This is a genomic window from Desulfolithobacter sp., from assembly GCF_054025815.1.
This window is the reverse complement of sequence record NZ_JBPMMS010000013.1, coordinates 136,322-152,969: the sequence shown is the minus strand read 5'-3', so window position 1 is coordinate 152,969 and position 16,648 is coordinate 136,322. Positions and strand designations below refer to the sequence as shown.

Genomic DNA, 16,648 nt, shown 5'->3' with positions numbered 1-16,648 from the left:
GTCCCCGTTTTTTTGTTTTTTGTTTTTTGTTTTTTTGTTTTTTTTATACAGTTTTTCGTCCCACCCTGTGTTCTCAAGCCCGCCACTTTTTTATCTCTGCCTCAGCCAAACCATTTCTTCAAGAAGTCAGCCTGCATCTTGTTGAGTTTTTTTAAAAAGTAATTTGCATTGCAGACCACGAGATGGCACAATAGCTATGGTAAACAGTTTGAACAAAATAAAAAATGTAACGTAACCGGAACTGTCCTTAGGCATGCCGGGCAATATTCTAACCTTTTGATTGACATTTGCCCCGACAGCTTGTTCAGCCGTTCCAGGAGGCAAGAGTGTACCGAGCCGGACCGGCGTTCTGCCATCCACTACTTTTCATCCTGCTGTTTGTAAACCTGCACCGTCCCTGTTTGGCCGGGTCCGAAGGAGATCGTTTATACAATGATGCCGTCTTCAAGGATTCGACGAACCAGGTTCTTTTTTCACTTACCCGGGAAGAGCAGCAATACCTTGAGGTCAAGAAACGGATCACCATGTGTGTCGACCCTGACTGGATGCCGCTTGAAAAAATCGAAAAAGGTCGACACATCGGCATGACAGCCGAGTACATGGATATCTTCTCCAGAATCATCGGTATTCCCATCGTCATGATTCCCACCGTGGACTGGATGGAGTCCATCGCCTATGCCAAGGCTCGAAAATGCGACATCTTCTCCCTGGCCATGCCGACACCGGAGCGGGAAACATACATGAATTTTACCAGGCCCTACCTGGATATCCCCCTGGTCATGGCCGCCAAGATCGATACCCCATTCATTGACGACATTTCCACCATCACCGATAAAACCATCGGTATTGTCCGGGGATATGCCTTCAACGAACTGCTGCGCAAGCGTCACCCGAAGATGAAGATCGTGGATGTGGATTCGGTTTCAGATGGTCTAAAAAAGGTGGTTGAAGGCGATATTTTTGGTTTTATCGGCACCCTGGCCACGGTGGGCTACACCATCCAGAAAGATTTTGTCGGTGAGCTCAAAGTGTCTGGCAAGTTCGACGAACGATGGAAGCTTGGGATTGCTGCCCGCAATGACGAACCTCTGCTGGTCAACATATTTGACAAGGCCATTGCCTCCATCGATCCGGCGACCCACCAGAAAATCCTCAACAACTGGATCGCCGTCCGGTTTGAACGGGGCAAGGACTACGAGCAGTTATGGCGCTTTATTCCTCTGGCCCTGGCCGTTGTTCTGGCCCTGCTCTACCGGACCTATGACCTCGGCAAATACAACCGCAAACTGGAGCAGCAGAACCGGGAAATCCGCAATCAGGCGGAAAAACTGCGCCAGGCCGAACAGCAACTTCTCTTCACCCAGCACGCCGTGGAAACCTGCGTCTTTCCCATAGTCTGGATCAAAAATTCACCTGTGCTCGAAGAGACCTCCATCATCCATGCCAACCGGGCAGCCGCGACCATGCTGGGCTACAGCCCCGAGGAACTCTCCGGGTTGTCGGTGGCGCATATCGATGCCGAGATTTCTCAGGAGCGCTGGGAAGAGGAACTGCAGGGGATGAAGGAAAGCGCCTTCTACACCCTGACCACCATCTGCCTGCGCAAGGATGGATCCACCTTTCCGGCCGAACTCTACCTCAACTATTTTGAATACGAAAAAGAGGACTATCATTTCGCCTTTTTCATGGATGTCAGCCGTCAGCGGGAGATGGAGGAAAAACTGCACCGCTCCATGAAAATGGAGGCCGTCGGCCTGATGGCCGGCGGGGTGGCCCATGACCTTAACAACATCCTCTCCGGGATTGTCAGCTACCCGGAACTGCTGCTGCTCAAGTTGCCCGACGACAGTGAACTGCGCGCTCCACTGGTCCAGATCCGCGATTCCGGCCTGAGGGCGGCCGAAGTGGTGGCAGACATGCTCACCGTGACTCGGGGAGCGGCTGCGGCCAGGGAAACTGTCAACATAAACACTCTGATCCGGGAACAGCTGGACTCGCCGGAATTCAAACAGATCGTCGAGGACCTGGACGATCTGACCTGCCGGACCGAGCTCGATCCGGACCTGCTCAACATCTCCTGCTCACCCATCCATATCCGCAAATCGCTCCTGAACCTGCTGATCAACGCGGCGGAGGCGGTCAATGGACAGGGCACCATCACCGTGAGCACAGCCAACTGCTATATCGACCGACCTGTGTCTGAAAACCAGTACATGAAAGAGGGTGAGTATGTCATTCTCTCTGTGGCCGACGATGGGCCGGGTATTTCTCCTGAAGACCAGAAGCACATCTTTGAGCCCTTTTACTCCAAAAAAGTGATGGGAAAAAGCGGCACCGGCCTGGGCCTGACCATTGTCTGGAACACGGTCCAGGATCATGGCGGAGACATCACGGTGGAAAGCGATGAAAACGGGACCACCTTCACCCTCTACTTTCCCGCCACCAGGGCCAAAATCGAACCGCGGAAAGAGAAGATGCCGGACGACAGTCTGCAGGGAAACGGAAGCCTGATACTGGTGGTCGATGACGAAGCCCAACAGCGTGACATCGCCGGTCAACTCCTGGAAAGCCTGGGCTACAGGGTGCTGAGCGCCAGCTCCGGCGAAGAAGCCCTGGCAGTGGTCAAAGAAGAGGACGTCGACCTGGTGCTGCTGGACATGATCATGGACCCGGGAATGAACGGCCGCCAGTGTTACGAACAGATGCTCCGCTTCAAACCAAACCTCAAGGCGGTTATAGCCAGTGGCTTTTCGGAAAGTGACGAGGTAAAAAAGACCCTTGCCCAGGGCGCGTCCGCCTTTATCCGCAAGCCCTATACCATGACGGAGCTTGGCAATGTGATCCACACGGCACTGAAAATCCGCACCACGGCCGGAGAAAATCCGCCAGAGGAGGCGCGCTCTATCCCAGCCTGAGGATCAGCAGGTTGGCCATGCCGATCAGGAAACCGAGCAGGGCTCCGAAAAGATTGATGTACTTGAACTGCTCCTCCATGATGGAAAGCAGGAGGCGTTCAAGGCGCAGAAGATCGAGCGAATCCACCTTTTCCGTAACAATACGGCGAATATTGAGCGAATCCACGAGCCCGGGAACCTGGGCCTGGAGCAGGCGGTTGATCTGCAGCACAAGATACTCGGTGATCCCCCTGCGGACTCCGCTCGGCATAAGGTCCCGCAGCACGCCGATGGGCCTGGCTGTGAGCCGGTCGATCATGGTACCCAGCATGGAGTCGATAATGGATTTCACCTGCCTGGAGCGCACAATGGCCATGCTTTCCCGAACCGTGGCCTGCTGTAGCGCAAGTGTGGTCTCCTGGCCGAGAAGTCGGTTCGCCACCTCGCCCAAAGGACTTTCTCCGTCATCGAGCATGGACTCCATGGAATCGCGGAGCAGAGAAGAAAAGGTCTGCCGTACTCCTTCGGTGCGCAACACCGCCAGGAGCTGGTGAGCCGTCTCCTGAAAGATGCGGTCAAGCTGCTCCCTGTCCACCTTGTCCAGCAATGTTACGATGGGTGTGGCCAGGAACTTTTCGGCCTGCTGCCCCAGGATATCGGCGAACCGCTCCTGAACCGCCGGCTGCTTGAGCCAGGTGGCGATATCCTCGTCCTTATCCTCCAGGTACTGACGAATCTTCTTTTCCAGGCTGCCTGCATCGAGAAAGCTTGAGGCCATGGCCGCCAGCGGCCCCAGGGTGCTTAAAAAACCATTGATGGCATCACGAATGCCGCAGATGATCTTCTCGCGCATGGTTGGTTCCGCGAGCAGCCGGGCCAGCTGTTCGAGTAATCGAGGAGCCTGCTCGCGGATGGTGGACACGATCAGAAAGGAGAGGGAGTCTGGCAGATGATCGCCGACGGAACGGTTCTCGCTGGCTGCCTTTTCCACCTGTTTACGCAGATAGGAGGCAAGCCGTTTTTCCACCTCATCTCCGGCCAGCAACCCGGCGACAAAATCCTCGACAAACCTGTACACAGCCTCCCGCCCATCAAGGGAGAGAAACTCGTTCACCGGCCGTTTCCCGAGCCGGTCGAGCTCCTTGACCAGGACCTCCTCGAAGGTCCCGGCAAAGTCCTCGCTCTGGAAGAATCCGTGCACCCCGCTCTTGAGCCGATATTTCAGCGTCCGGACACCGATCTTGAAATAGGCCCGGAACCGACGGGGCACCAACGTGGCGGCCGGACCCAGGTCGCGGCCGAGGACATCCCGGACCATGTCATCGACGATGCGGTAGAGATGGTCCTGGAACTGTTCCCGGGACAGGGCCTCCCCGATGTCCTTGCTCGTCAGCAGATGCTGGCCGACCATTTCGCCGATGTTGACGGCCAGCTCATGCCGTTTGGACGGAATGACGCCCGGGGTCATGGGCACACGAATGCCGCAGATCCGCCAGGGCTTCAACGGCCGAAACAGCATCCTGATGGCCACCTTGTTGGTCAGGTAGCCGATAAAGGCGCCCAGAACCGGGGGCCCGGCCCAGGCTATGACTGTTGGATCCAAAAGTTGGTTGATCATCTGTCACTACAGGATTTTTTCAAGACCAGCTCCACAACTTCACCAGGATGGTGTACCAGGTGAGCCGCCCCGCTCTGGCGGAGCTCGTCGGCGGTTCTGAACCCCCAGAGCGCGCCCACTGGAGTCATGCCGGCCCGCAGGGCGGTTTCCATGTCTGTTGCCGTATCACCGAGATAGAGAATATCCTCTGGCGCTAATCCCATGGTCGCTGCAATTTCAAGGGCTCCGTCCGGGGCCGGTTTCCTGGGCACGCCAGGACGGTGACCGAGCACCGAGACAAAAGAGTGGCTGCCAAGCAGCTCCCGGACGCAGTGGCGGGTAAAGTCGTCGGGTTTGTTGGAGAGCACGGCCAGTAAGAGACCCTGCTGGCGCAGTTCTTCGAGCATGTCGTCGATACCGGGATAAGGCCGACTCAGCACATTCCAGTTTCTGGAGTACACATCTCTGAACTCCTGAATCATACGGCGAATGGTCTCTTTGTCGCGGCGATCTTCAGGAACGATCCGGCGAATCAGTGTCTCCAGGCCGTCACCAACAAAATAGCGGTAGGAATCCCGCGGATGGGTAGGCATGCCCTGGGCTGCCAGTACCCGGTTACCGCTTTTTGCCAGATCATCGAGGGTATCAAGCAGTGTACCGTCCAGATCAAAGATCACAGCTTTGTATCCCATCCAGTTCCTCCGGTAATGTTTGCGAAACAGCGCTGGGAGCACGAACCCGGGTTTTGCGTCTGATACACGAACTGGTCAAAATATCGCACAATCAGCACCACGTCTACAAGTAAATCAATAACAAGGTAAACCTACTGAAAAAACAGGCTTTTCCGTTTGACATGAAAAAACCGTTTCTATAATGTATAGTGGTGCAAAAACAAGAACCATTCATTTATTTTACAAGGATATAGACCATGACCAAAGTTATAGCCATGGCAGGCAAGGGTGGTACCGGCAAAACCACCACTTCGGCCCTGCTCACCAAATATCTTCTCCAGCTCAACAGGACACCCATTCTTGCCGTGGACGCCGACGCCAATGCCAACCTTAACGAACTGCTGAACCTGGATGTTCACACGACCCTGGGTGAGATCCGCAAAGAAATGAAGGGTGATATCCCCCACGGCATGAGCCGCGACCAGTACATGGAGATGAAAATACACCAGGCACTGATAGAGGATTCGGGCTTTGACCTGCTGGTCATGGGCCAGCCGGACGGGCCTGGATGCTACTGCGCAGCCAACCAGTACCTGGCCATGACCATGGACAAACTGGCGGAAAACTACAAGTACATCATTGTCGACAACGAGGCTGGCATGGAACATCTCAGCCGCATGAACCTGCATGCCATAGATACCCTGATCATTGTCTCGGATCCGTCTGCACGAGGTATCCTGACCGCCCGGCGGATTGCTGACATCACCGGACCTCTCCAGCTCGAGATAAAGCGCCAGTATCTCATTGTCAATCGGGCCCCGGACCCTGTGCCCCCTGCCCTTCAGGAAAAAATCGACCAGGCCGTGGCTGAGGCGGACATGGAGCTGGCCGGTATCATCCCGGCCAGTGACGAGCTTGTACAACAGGAACTGTCCGGCAACTCCTACCTGAACCTTCCTGATGATTCCAGGGTCGTCCAGCAGGCCTTTGCCATCTTTGACAAAATCTTTGCAAAATCCTGAGGATGCCTGTTCGGTGACAGAGCAAAAACACACCACCAGCATGGTCGAACTGATCAAGGTGACCAAGGTCTATCCACCCTCGGTGGAAGCGCTCAATGACGTATCCCTGTCCGTGAAACAGGGAGAGATGGTCTTTCTTACCGGCCGCAGTGGAGCCGGCAAGACGACCCTGCTCCGGCTTCTGTGCGGCCTGGAGACGCCGACAAGGGGACTGGTGGAAATCGGCGGCAACGATCTGGCCAAGATGTCCCGTGCGGCCATTCAACAACTCAGAAGATCCATAGGCATGGCCTACCAGGACTTTAAACTGTTGCCGGACAAGAACGTGGCCGAAAACATTGCCATTTCCATGGAGGTTTCCTACCGGAGCCGCACCTTTATCCGCAAACGAACCCGTTACCTGCTCGACCGCCTCGACCTTGCCGACAAGATCCAGGCCCGGGTCGGTGATCTTTCCCGTGGCGAACAGCAGCGGGTCGCCATTGCACGGGCGGTGGCCAACAAGCCCGAACTCATCCTGGCCGACGAACCGACCGGCAATCTGGATGCCGAGACCACCAAACGGGTCATGGAGCTGTTCAGGCAATGTCACCGCCAGGGTGCCACCTTGATCATCGCTACCCATGATCTTGCCATTTTCCAGGGTACAGCCCACCGGGTGGTCGAGCTCGATGCCGGGTGCCGGGTTCCGCCCACAGTCCCGGCAGAAACCACTTCGGTGCCTGGTGAGACCGAGTCAGAGATATGAATTTTATCTATGCTGTCATCAGCCAGACTGGCCGTAATCTTCGGCAGACCTGGTCAACCCAGATCCTTTCCCTGATCACCATTGGTCTGTCGGTGCTCATTTTCTCCTTTTTCTATCTCATCTACACCAATGTCCTTGATATCGGACGCCATTTCGGGGATGACCTGCGGCTGGTGGCCTATCTGGACGAGGAACCAGGGCCAAGGCTTCAGGACGAATACCGGCGCAAAATCCTCAAGTTTGACCAAGTGGAAAAAATCATATTCATCAGCAGGGAACAGGCCTTTGATCGCTTTGCCGCCCAACTGGGCCGCGATCGGGATATCCTGGCTGACATGCCGCGTGATTTTCTTCCACCATCCATGGAAATCTATCCGCACCGCTCGCTGACTTCCCTCACCCGGATCAAACGTTTTTCCGACTATATCCAGACCCTGCCCGGCGTTCTCAGGGTCCAGTACGGTCAGGATTGGGTGGAGCGCTTTTATTCGTTTGTCCAGCTCCTGCGGGTAGTCGTCCTCCTGTCCGGTGCCCTGCTTGTCCTGGTTACATCATTCATGGTAGCCCATTCACTGCGGCTGGCCATCCTTGGCCGGCAGCAGGAGCTGGAACTGCTCCGCCTCGTGGGAGCCACCAACAACTATATCCGCATGCCCTTTTTCATCGAAGGGGCCATGCAGGGTCTGCTTGGTTCCAGCCTGGGGCTGACGGCGCTGTACCTGCTCTTTAACTGGATCAAGCTGCGTTTTGCCGGATCGGCCCTGCTTGAGCTGTTTCCCTTTACTTTTTTCCCTCTTCCGGTCCTGGGAGGCATCATAGGTGTTGCCACCCTGCTCTGTGCCAGTGGCAGTTATTTTTCGACCAGAAAATTCCTCCGCCTATGAAGCTGCATCTTTGGAAATCATGGTTGCTGCCCGGTTTCGTGTACCTGTTGCTGGCAAACGGCGCTGCTGGCTGGGCAGTGGCAAGAACAGCCGCGGAGCTTGAGCAGCACCGCCAGAGTATCGGCCGGTTGCGAAGCGAACTTTCCAGCCATCTTGAAAAAATAGAGCAAACCGGAGAAAAGGAGACAAATCTGCTCGAAGAACTCGAGCAGATCGACCGGAAACTGAGCCAGCAGAAAAAGACCCTGGCCACGATCACGACCCAGCTCAAGGAGCAGGAAAAACTTCTGGCTCAAAAGGAACAGGAGCTGCGCAAGGCCTGGACCATCAGGAACGCGGTCCGAACGCATCTGCAAAAGAGGTTGCGTGCCTACTACCTTGTGGGCCGGATAACGCTCCTCGATGTCACCTTTTCCAACCAGAAACTGCCGGATCTGATGGTGTTTGGCGACTCGTTCCGCCTGCTGCTGGAATATGACCGGGAGCTCATGGCCAGATACCGTGACACCATTGAAGAGCTGCGCCGGGCAAGAGATGCCGAGCAACTTGAAAAATCGGTCCTCAAAAATTTCCTTGCTCAGGCCGTGAAAGAAAAAGACAAGCTGTCCCGGCTGCGCCAGGAGAAAGAACAGCTCCTGTCCCGGATCAGGACCGAGCAGAGTCTCTACACGCAGGCGGTACGGGAAATGCGGCGGGCGGAACAACAGTTGAGCCAGACCCTTACCCGCCTCAAACAACAGCAGGAAAACCGGACCAGGGGCTTTGTCCTGAACCGGGGCCGGCTGGATCCCCCGGTCCAGGGTCGTCTCATTCGCAGATTTGGCGAAAGGAGAGACAATGACCCTGAAAGTGTGGATCAATCGCAGGGCATCTCCATTGAGACGCCGGAAAACGCTCCGGTACGTGCCATCTATAAGGGTAAGGTCCTCTTTGCCGGATACATGCGCGGCTATGGCAACATGGTAATCATTGACCACGGACTGCGATATTACACGGTCACCGCCCGGCTGGACCAGATCCTAGTCCGCGAGGGACAGCAGGTGGAGACCGGCAGACAGATAGGGATCACCGGTGATATCGCCACCCTGTTTGACCAGGGACTATATTTTGAAATCCGTCACGGTGCCAGGACCGAAGATCCACTGCCCTGGTTCAAACCCGGATGCCTCAAACACTGACAGGGGCCCGAGTCAGGCTCGTTTTTTCCATCCAGAGCCGCGAGGTACGGGCGAACGACGAAAACTCCGGATTCACCAATTGCGCTATAAGCAAAAAATATTGTGTAAAGCCGTCTGTTAATCTGATACATTCGTTTTTGACCAGATTACAGGGTTCCTGAACATGACCAAGATAAATGGGGGCCCATATTCCTCTTCCATCCGGATATAGAATCAGTCCATGAAAAAATACTGCACCCTGCTGCTCACCCTTGTTTTTTTCACCTTTCCCGTTCCGCACAGCCTGGCTGGTGAACAGGTCCAAAACGACCAGGAAACATACAAAAGTCTGGAAACCTTCTCCAATGTTCTGATGCTGCTCCAGCAGCATTACGTCGACAAAGTCGATATTCAACAGGTTATCGTCGGTGCCATCAACGGCATGCTTTCATCCCTTGACCCCCACTCATCCTACCTGGAGCCAGAGGATTTCAAGGAATTGCAGGTAGAGACAAAGGGCAGTTTCACCGGTATCGGCATCGAAATCACCATCAGGGACTCAGTGCTGACTGTTGTCTCTCCCATCGAGGGAACGCCTGCCTACAGGGAAGGTATCCGGGCTGGTGACCAGATAATCCGCATCGATGGTAAACTGACCAAAAACATGACGCTTATGGACGCGGTCAAAAAGCTCCGTGGCCCAAAAGGCAGCAAAGTGACTCTTTCCATCTTTCGCTCCGGGTGGTCCGAACTCAAGGATTTCACCCTGGTCCGGGCTGAAATTCCGCTTCATTCGGTCAAGAGCATGATCCTTGAGCCCGGCTTTGTCTACATCCGGATAACCAACTTTCAGGCTTCCACCACCAGGGATTTTCGCAAGGCCCTGCGGGATGCTGCCAGGAAGGGTGAGATCAGAGGGCTGGTACTGGACCTGCGCAACAATCCCGGCGGGCTGCTGGACCAGGCAGTCAAGGTAGCGGATGTGTTCATCGACAAAGGCGTCATTGTCTCCACCCGGGGCCGCGATCCGGAGCAAGACATGGTGTTCGAGGCTCACCGGGACGGTGCCTCATTCCAGTTCCCGATCATCGTCCTGGTCAACGAAGGGTCGGCCAGTGCTTCTGAAATCGTCGCCGCAGCACTCCAGGATCACAGGCGGGCTATCATTCTCGGCACGGAAACATTTGGCAAGGGCTCGGTGCAGACGGTAATTCCCATGCCCGACGGGGCCGGTCTTCGGCTTACAACGGCCCGCTACTACACTCCCAGCGGCAATTCCATACAGGCCAGGGGTATCACGCCCGACGTGGAAATAGCCTTTAGTCCACCCGTGGAAAATGAAGATCCCAATAAAAGAAAAAATTTCTGGACTGTGCGGGAAAAAGACCTGCCCCATCATTTCAAAAACGGCGAAGAAGACCGGAAAAAAGAAATGTCCCGGGAAGACAACGAGCTACGGAAAGCCAGAGAAAAGCTGCAAAAAGACAATCAATTACGTACCGCACTGATCATCCTGAAAAGCCTGCAGATAGCTGCTGAGAACAAGAACTTGATCAACTGAACCTGCAAGAGAACTTTCTTCTTGCCACCACAGAAAAGGTCCTGCCATCTCAGGAGGTGGCAAGACCTTTTGTCTTTGACAATCGCGAAAAGCACCCGGGGGACAAACCAGGATACAGGACAAAAGTCACCCTTTATGAAGCCCACCGGCAAGCTCGATCATTTCGTTTACATCAGAAGCAGTACAAAATAATCATGAGCGATACACGTTTCATAGTCGCGGGAAGTTTTATCGACGGCAGCAGCACTGATGTGCGCAAGAATGTCTTTCTGGCCGTAAAGGGCGGCGTTATCAGCGCTATTGGTTCTGCAGCAGATCTTTCCCGCAGCGACGGAATGGAAATCGACGATCTCTCGCACTGTACCATTTTGCCCGCGCTGGTCGACAGCAGTGTTTCCCTGTCGCAATCTCCTTCAGTGGACAGGATGGTAAGGTTGGCCCTTGAAGAGGCCGGCCCGGCACAAAAGGCCGCCTTGATCGAGCAGCATATTGGTTACTGCCATGCACACGGTGTGCTCGGGGTGGCCAACAGCGACGACAGGAGCGACCAGGTGACATCCTCTCTGGAGGGGATGACCCGCGGGAGCCTTGTTGATCTTAAAACATGCGGTCGACTCTGCCTGAGCTGGCAGGACCTTACAGACGGCCATCCTGCAGGAGGTGATTATCTCAAGATTGGTTATTCCGGCAATATCGACAGCAGGGAAGAGCCACATCCACGGCTTGCCCGCGAAGACCTGTGCCGGATTCTGCGAAACAGAGGAGGAAAAAAAGCGGTAGTGGTGGCCAATGGCCCGCAACAGGTTGAACATGCGCTTGAGGCTGGGTGCGATGCCATCGAGCAGGGATACCTTATGGGCGAAGAAAATCTCAGCAAAATGGCGGAAAAGAATGTGCTGTGGATACCCAGTGTATTGCGGGCCAAAAATGCTCTGGACAGCGCCGGGACAGGAGGCGATGTGTGCTGCCGCTTTTCGTTACGTTATGCACCACCAGGAAAGTCCGACCCCGGTGCAGAGGCGTTCTGGAAAAGGATGCTTGCCGGACAGCTGGCGCAACTGAGGTCTGCCAGAAAACTCGGAGTGAAAACGGCTGTGGGAACCGGTGCCGGCAGTGTTGGCATACTCCATGGCGAATCTATGGTGGAAGAGATGAAATTGTTCATCAAAGCTGGCTATTCACTCGCAGAGACTATCCGCTGCGCATCTGAAAACGGGGCCAGGTTCTTCGGCATGCAGAAGCTGGGCAGGCTTACTGTTGGCAGGAGTGCAACTTTCCTGATTGCCAGGGGCACGGTGAAACAGCTGCCAAGAAAACTCTCCTATCTGGAAGGAATCTACATTGACGGCGCACCAAGCACCGCATACAGCAAGAATCCCGTCAAGGCAACATAATACCAGTAACAGAAATCTTGTTAGGTTGCATACATGGAGTTGACGTCCACCCGGGAACTGCTCAGACCGGAAAATCCTCTCCTTCGTACAGAGAACGCAGCCTTTCCAGGGCGTCTTCGCGGTGGGCGATGACAGCCTGCTGGAACCTGTACCAGTCGGATTCTTCAAATTCTTCCCGACCGCCCCTGGCCCAGTACCTGTCGAAAAGGTCGATTTCGAATTCCCGTTTTTCCACCGCTGCATACCGCCACTGTTTTTCATCGTAGTCAGGCATGTCGTCGCATATTTTGCGATAGGCTTTTTTTCTGGCCCTGTCATCGGCGCCCAGCAGGTAGGTCTCATCCATGGCGTCAAGGAGCTGTTTTTCGAGTTTCCGCCAAAGGGATGTCAGGCCATCCTGGTCGGAGTTTTTCACCAGCCACAGATATGCAAATATCTTTTCCGCTGCCTGGATGAAGCGGTCATTATTGTTTACTACTTCCAAATCTCCAGCCAGCCGCTCATCCTTCCAGCGGTTGTGAACCGTATCCGGTTCATGCTTGGCATCGGCATGGCCGATATTGGGAATCAAGGACTCGACAAAGCCTGGCATGGCGTTGAACTTGTGCTTGAGACCAAGAAAATTCTGGTGAGCCCAGGTGTCAGCATAGGCGTGCACGGCCACGCCTATGCGATAGAGATCGCCTGAGTCCAGGGCCCGCTGAAGCAGGTAGCGGGCGTTATCACTGTCCGGAGTGGTATTGAACTGGTGGGTCTTGCCATCCTTTCTCCGGGCCGTGGGACTGTCCGGATCACCGGGGATGAAATGAAACAGCGGATAGATCTTCTGCCGCTTGGGTGAAGGCTTGGTAATGTCCATGGTCTGAGAGACTTCGGAGATGAAATGGCCGCCATCGGGATAATTTATGTAGTAGTGGAAGACGTTGTCATCCACGTACTGGCTGGAATAGGCCAGAGTAAAGGCGTCCTGGCTGCTGAACCGGGCTTTTCTGGCAAGGATGTAGGTGATGTGATAATGAAACTCGATATCCATTGTCTTCTCCTCTCCTTTTCGATTTGCCGATTATCTCGCGGTGCAGCACTGTAAAAATACAGCATCCGTCCGGTTCCAGCGGCCGCCAACTCCCGGATTGTCAACGTAAGGGTGGAGACCCGGAGAATGCACGGGAGGCAGCCGGTCCTTCCGGACAGGATGATAATTACAGGCCAAGTTCCTTCAATATCTGTTCGTTACGGGTCCATTTCTTCTTCACCTTGACCCAGAGCTTCAGTACCACCCGGCATCCAAGCAGCTCCTCGATCTCCAGGCGGGCACTACGGCCAATTTCCACCAGCATCTGTCCTTTACGGCCAATAATGATACCCTTTTGTGAACTGCGCTCCACAAGAATGGTGGCATGGATGGTGACCCTGTTTTTCTCTTCCAGGAAAGAGTCGATCAGGACCGCGGTGGAATAGGGAACCTCTTCACGGGTAAGAAGAAAAATTTTTTCCCGGATGATCTCGGCGACGATGAACCGTTCTGTAGAGTCGGTCGGAATATCGTCGGGGTAATACTGCGGTCCTTCGGGCAGCCTGGCAACCAGTTCCTCGAGCAGTATATCGGTACCGCTGCCCTGCAGGGCGGAAATCGGCACCACCGCGTCAAAGGGGTGAAGGCTGGAGTACCAGTCGATGACCGGCAGCAGCTCTTCTTTCCTGAGGAGGTCGACTTTGTTGAGGGCCAGCACGGACGGAGTACGCACTTTGTCGAGATAGCCGGTGTATTCCTGCCGATATTTTTCAAGCTTTTTTTTCTGTCCGGCAAAGGCCGAGGCATCGGCCAGGAAGAGCACCACATCGGCCTCGCCAAGGCTCTCCATGGCGATCCGCACCATCTCCCGGTTGAGCAGTTCCCTGGCCTTGTGCAACCCTGGAGTGTCGAGCATGATGATCTGGTAGTCGGGCCCGGTGACAATACCCAGAATCCGATTTCGGGTGGTTTGGGGTCGGGGAGTGACGATGGCTATTTTCTGGCCCAGGTAACGGTTGAGCAGGGTTGATTTGCCGGCATTTGGCGGGCCGACAATGGCCACCACGCCTGAGCGGTGCAGGGCCTGGGTGTTTTCAGTGTCCATATCTGTTACGATTTACGTGTACTGATTTCCATGTTAAGGGTAATGTGCCAGGGCAGGTGCACAAATCATAGCACGGCCACGACTGACAGACAACGTACTCCTTTAAACCAACCTGAATCCGTGAAACTGAGACATTCACCGCATACATCCGGAAGAGCCCCACTGACTGTTATAAAAACGTCTGACAACGAGTTGATACGCAGCAAAGGCTGTCAAAGGACAGCTTCCAAAGAGCGTCTCCATCGCGACGGGTGATATTGAGACATCTCTGGTTCTTTTCCGGTGGACGATGAAAAACAATGACCTCTCTGCGATATTCTCTGACAAACAGTTTTTGGTTCTTCCAGGGCAGAGCGATATTATTCTTTTTCGCACCGGTGCCAAGTTTCGGTGGTCATCACAATAATTTTTCCATCACGGATTCAGGTGAAATGTTGAACATATAATTCCATGACTCTTTCCGGCACTCTGGTTGAATATATAGAAGGCGGCAAATTTCTCTGTGGACTGGTACTCCAGGATACCGGCAAACGCCTGCGCATCATAAATCAAAACGGACGCGAGGTGAACCTGCCCCAGTCCCGCATCCTCACAGCCTCGCGCTCGACCTTCCCTGTGGACATCAGCCGCGACGACATGATCCGATTGCTGCGCGAGACCAGCGAGAACAGGGAACGATTGACTGCGACCATTGATCTCAGCGAGATATGGGAACTGGCCGTAACCGAAGAGAATGCCGGTTTTTCCGCCGATTTCCTGGCCGAACTCTGTTTTGGCAACAAGCTAAGCGATGACCAGGTGGCGGCCTTCCTCCGAGCCGTACTCCGGGACCGGTTTTATTTCAAATACAAAAACGGTCAGGTAACGGTACACAGCGAGGAAAAGGTGGAACAGCTCAAGCACCAGCGGGCCATGGAAGAGAAACGGGAGCAGCTCCTGGAATACGGAGCCAGGGCCCTTTGCCGTATCATGGCCGGAGAAGAGGTGACCTGTGAGGATTGGCCGCAGCGGGAACAGTGCCTGGAATGGATCAGCCAGTATGTTTTGTTTGGCAACGAAAGCGCCGAGGCGGACCTGGTCCGTCAGCTCCTGAAAAAGGCGGAACTGACGAGACCGGACGACGCCTTCAATCTTCTGGTCCGGGCCGGAGTCTGGCACCGGGACGAAAACACCATGCTGCTGAAGGCCGAGCAGCCGGTGGAGTTTAACGAGGCGGCACTGGAGCAGGCCCGCTCCATCCAGGAACCGAATGTGGACGAACTTCTGGCCGAGCCCGGGCGTAAGGATCTGCGCGAACTTGATGTCTTCACGGTGGACGGCGAATCCACCCGTGATTTTGACGATGCTCTGCACGTACAACCGCTGGAAGACGGAAACATCGAAGTCGGGGTTCACATTGCCGACGTGGCCCACTACATCAAGCCCCGAGACCCGCTCTTTGCCGAGGCTATGGAGCGGTGCACATCCATCTATTTCCCCGAGCAACAGGTTCCCATGCTGCCCGAGGAATTGTCCCAGGGAGTGTGCAGCCTGCTGGTAGACAAGCCGCGGCCGGTTATGAGCTTCATTATGACTCTGTCACCGGATGGAGAGCTGATCCGCTCCAGGATCGTACAGGCAGTGGTGACAGTGAAACAGCAGCTCACCTACACCCAGGTGGATGAGCTCGTGGCCGAAGGCCTGAAAAACAATACAAGCCAAAACCTGCTCACCCTGAACCGACTGCGTGAACAGCTGCGGTGCAGACGGGTGGAAAACGGGGCCCTGCTGCTGCCCTTTCCCGATGTCAACATCAAGATAGACGAGGACGGCCGGATTGGCATTTCCCTTGCCCCGGTGGATACACCGGCCCGGACCATTGTCTCGGAGCTTATGATCCTGGCCAACCATGTGGCGGCCGCCTATCTTGCCGCCCAGGAAGCCCCGGGCCTGTTCCGCTCCCAGGGCCCTCCGCGCAAGCGGCTCATTGACGGCATGGATACCAGCCTGCCGGAGATAGCCCGGCAGCGGCGTTTCCTGTCCAGGGGAGAGCTGACCACCCGTCCCAAACCCCATTCGGGCCTGGGACTGAATTGCTATACCACGGTCACCTCGCCCATCCGCCGGTTTCTCGACCTGGTCATGCAGCTGCAGATAAGCAATATGATTCAGGGCAAAGGTATTCTGTTCTCCGATACGGAATGCAAGGACTTTGCCGGCACCATCCACCAAAAGCTCGGACGGGCCAACATGGTACGCCAGCAGCGGTACCGCTACTGGATTCTCAGGTACCTGGAACAGCAGGTAGGAGATACGGTCAACGCGTTGGTGATCAACAGTGGTCCCAAACGAATCAACCTCCTGCTGGCCGACTGTCTCTTTGATATCGATCTACCACCCAATCCGGCCTTTCCCGTAGAGCCGGGAGATATGGTCAGGGTGCGGCTGACCAGGGTCAATGCCCGTGACAACACCCTGCGGGTGGAATGGCCCTGACTGAGTTCACGACCAGGCTCCATTGTCCTCAGCCAGTGGTATCCCCGGGTCAAGCGAAATCCTGAACCGCCCTGGTCCGGAAAGAACTCACACCGCTGGATCCCGCGCGAATTTCGTGCCTGCCTCTC

General features: G+C 55.1%; 12 protein-coding genes. 8 read left to right on the top strand and 4 right to left on the bottom strand.

Annotated elements, in window-relative coordinates; genetic code table 11:
- The first annotated feature begins 326 nt into the window (after positions 1–326).
- Positions 327–2,915: a response regulator gene (locus ACXJJY_RS03520; RefSeq protein ID WP_456385325.1), complete on the top strand. Its 2,589-nt coding sequence runs from the start codon at positions 327–329 to the stop codon at positions 2,913–2,915.
- Here the strand turns inward: ACXJJY_RS03520 and ACXJJY_RS03515 are convergent.
- Positions 2,902–4,512, bottom strand: a complete 1,611-nt coding sequence (locus ACXJJY_RS03515; protein WP_456385324.1) for a DUF445 family protein — start codon at positions 4,510–4,512, stop codon at positions 2,902–2,904. The genes ACXJJY_RS03520 and ACXJJY_RS03515 overlap by 14 nt on opposite strands.
- Positions 4,509–5,183, bottom strand: coding sequence for an HAD family hydrolase (locus ACXJJY_RS03510; RefSeq protein WP_456385323.1), 675 nt, complete (start codon positions 5,181–5,183; stop codon positions 4,509–4,511). The genes ACXJJY_RS03515 and ACXJJY_RS03510 overlap by 4 nt, the downstream gene beginning before the upstream one ends.
- Positions 5,184–5,419: 236 nt before the next feature.
- On the opposite strand from ACXJJY_RS03510, the gene ACXJJY_RS03505 reads away from it, so the two are divergent.
- The 6 genes from ACXJJY_RS03505 (at position 5,420) to ACXJJY_RS03480 (ending at position 11,928) form a co-directional block, all read left to right on the top strand.
- Positions 5,420–6,184 (top strand): ATP-binding protein, encoded by a 765-nt coding sequence (locus ACXJJY_RS03505; protein WP_456385322.1) that lies wholly within the window; start codon positions 5,420–5,422, stop codon positions 6,182–6,184.
- A 13-nt stretch (positions 6,185–6,197) separates the two neighbouring features.
- Positions 6,198–6,932, top strand: a complete 735-nt coding sequence (gene ftsE / locus ACXJJY_RS03500) for a cell division ATP-binding protein FtsE (RefSeq protein WP_456385321.1) — start codon at positions 6,198–6,200, stop codon at positions 6,930–6,932.
- Positions 6,929–7,816 carry a cell division protein FtsX gene (locus ACXJJY_RS03495; RefSeq protein ID WP_456385320.1) on the top strand — a complete coding sequence of 296 codons (888 nt, stop codon included), beginning with the start codon at positions 6,929–6,931 and terminating at the stop codon, positions 7,814–7,816. Before ftsE ends, ACXJJY_RS03495 begins: the two co-directional genes overlap by 4 nt.
- Positions 7,813–8,994, top strand: a complete 1,182-nt coding sequence (locus ACXJJY_RS03490) for a murein hydrolase activator EnvC family protein (RefSeq protein WP_456385319.1) — start codon at positions 7,813–7,815, stop codon at positions 8,992–8,994. Before ACXJJY_RS03495 ends, ACXJJY_RS03490 begins: the two co-directional genes overlap by 4 nt.
- A 220-nt stretch (positions 8,995–9,214) precedes the next feature.
- Positions 9,215–10,534: a S41 family peptidase gene (locus tag ACXJJY_RS03485; protein ID WP_456385318.1), complete on the top strand. Its 1,320-nt coding sequence runs from the start codon at positions 9,215–9,217 to the stop codon at positions 10,532–10,534.
- 194 nt (positions 10,535–10,728) lie between these two features.
- A complete protein-coding gene (locus tag ACXJJY_RS03480) occupies positions 10,729–11,928 on the top strand; it encodes an amidohydrolase family protein (protein ID WP_456385317.1) in 1,200 nt (399 codons plus the stop codon).
- A 61-nt stretch (positions 11,929–11,989) separates the two neighbouring features.
- Here the strand turns inward: ACXJJY_RS03480 and ACXJJY_RS03475 are convergent, their stop codons facing one another.
- Together ACXJJY_RS03475 and era are read right to left on the bottom strand one after the other, a co-directional pair.
- Positions 11,990–12,961, bottom strand: coding sequence for a DUF6765 family protein (locus ACXJJY_RS03475; protein ID WP_456385316.1), 972 nt, complete (start codon positions 12,959–12,961; stop codon positions 11,990–11,992).
- Positions 12,962–13,127: 166 nt separating this feature from the next.
- The gene (gene era, locus ACXJJY_RS03470) at positions 13,128–14,045 is read right to left on the bottom strand and encodes a GTPase Era (RefSeq protein WP_456385315.1); all 918 of its coding nucleotides are present in this window, start codon (positions 14,043–14,045) and stop codon (positions 13,128–13,130) included.
- 450 nt (positions 14,046–14,495) lie between these two features.
- Between era and ACXJJY_RS03465 the strand changes: the two genes are divergently transcribed.
- The gene (locus tag ACXJJY_RS03465) at positions 14,496–16,520 is read left to right on the top strand and encodes a ribonuclease catalytic domain-containing protein (protein WP_456385314.1); all 2,025 of its coding nucleotides are present in this window, start codon (positions 14,496–14,498) and stop codon (positions 16,518–16,520) included.
- Positions 16,521–16,648 lie beyond the last annotated feature (128 nt).

What these genes read in the sequence shown, in the direction of transcription:
- era (WP_456385315.1), bottom strand. Translation starts at nt 14,045, where the DNA reads ATGGACACTGAAAACACCCAGGCCCTGCACCGCTCAGGCGTGGTGGCC.
- ACXJJY_RS03475 (WP_456385316.1), bottom strand. Translation starts at nt 12,961, where the DNA reads ATGGATATCGAGTTTCATTATCACATCACCTACATCCTTGCCAGAAAA.
- ACXJJY_RS03480 (WP_456385317.1), top strand. Translation starts at nt 10,729, where the DNA reads ATGAGCGATACACGTTTCATAGTCGCGGGAAGTTTTATCGACGGCAGC.
- ACXJJY_RS03485 (WP_456385318.1), top strand. Translation starts at nt 9,215, where the DNA reads ATGAAAAAATACTGCACCCTGCTGCTCACCCTTGTTTTTTTCACCTTT.
- ACXJJY_RS03510 (WP_456385323.1), bottom strand. Translation starts at nt 5,183, where the DNA reads ATGGGATACAAAGCTGTGATCTTTGATCTGGACGGTACACTGCTTGAT.
- ACXJJY_RS03495 (WP_456385320.1), top strand. Translation starts at nt 6,929, where the DNA reads ATGAATTTTATCTATGCTGTCATCAGCCAGACTGGCCGTAATCTTCGG.
- ACXJJY_RS03505 (WP_456385322.1), top strand. Translation starts at nt 5,420, where the DNA reads ATGACCAAAGTTATAGCCATGGCAGGCAAGGGTGGTACCGGCAAAACC.
- ACXJJY_RS03465 (WP_456385314.1), top strand. Translation starts at nt 14,496, where the DNA reads ATGACTCTTTCCGGCACTCTGGTTGAATATATAGAAGGCGGCAAATTT.
- ACXJJY_RS03515 (WP_456385324.1), bottom strand. Translation starts at nt 4,512, where the DNA reads ATGATCAACCAACTTTTGGATCCAACAGTCATAGCCTGGGCCGGGCCC.
- ACXJJY_RS03490 (WP_456385319.1), top strand. Translation starts at nt 7,813, where the DNA reads ATGAAGCTGCATCTTTGGAAATCATGGTTGCTGCCCGGTTTCGTGTAC.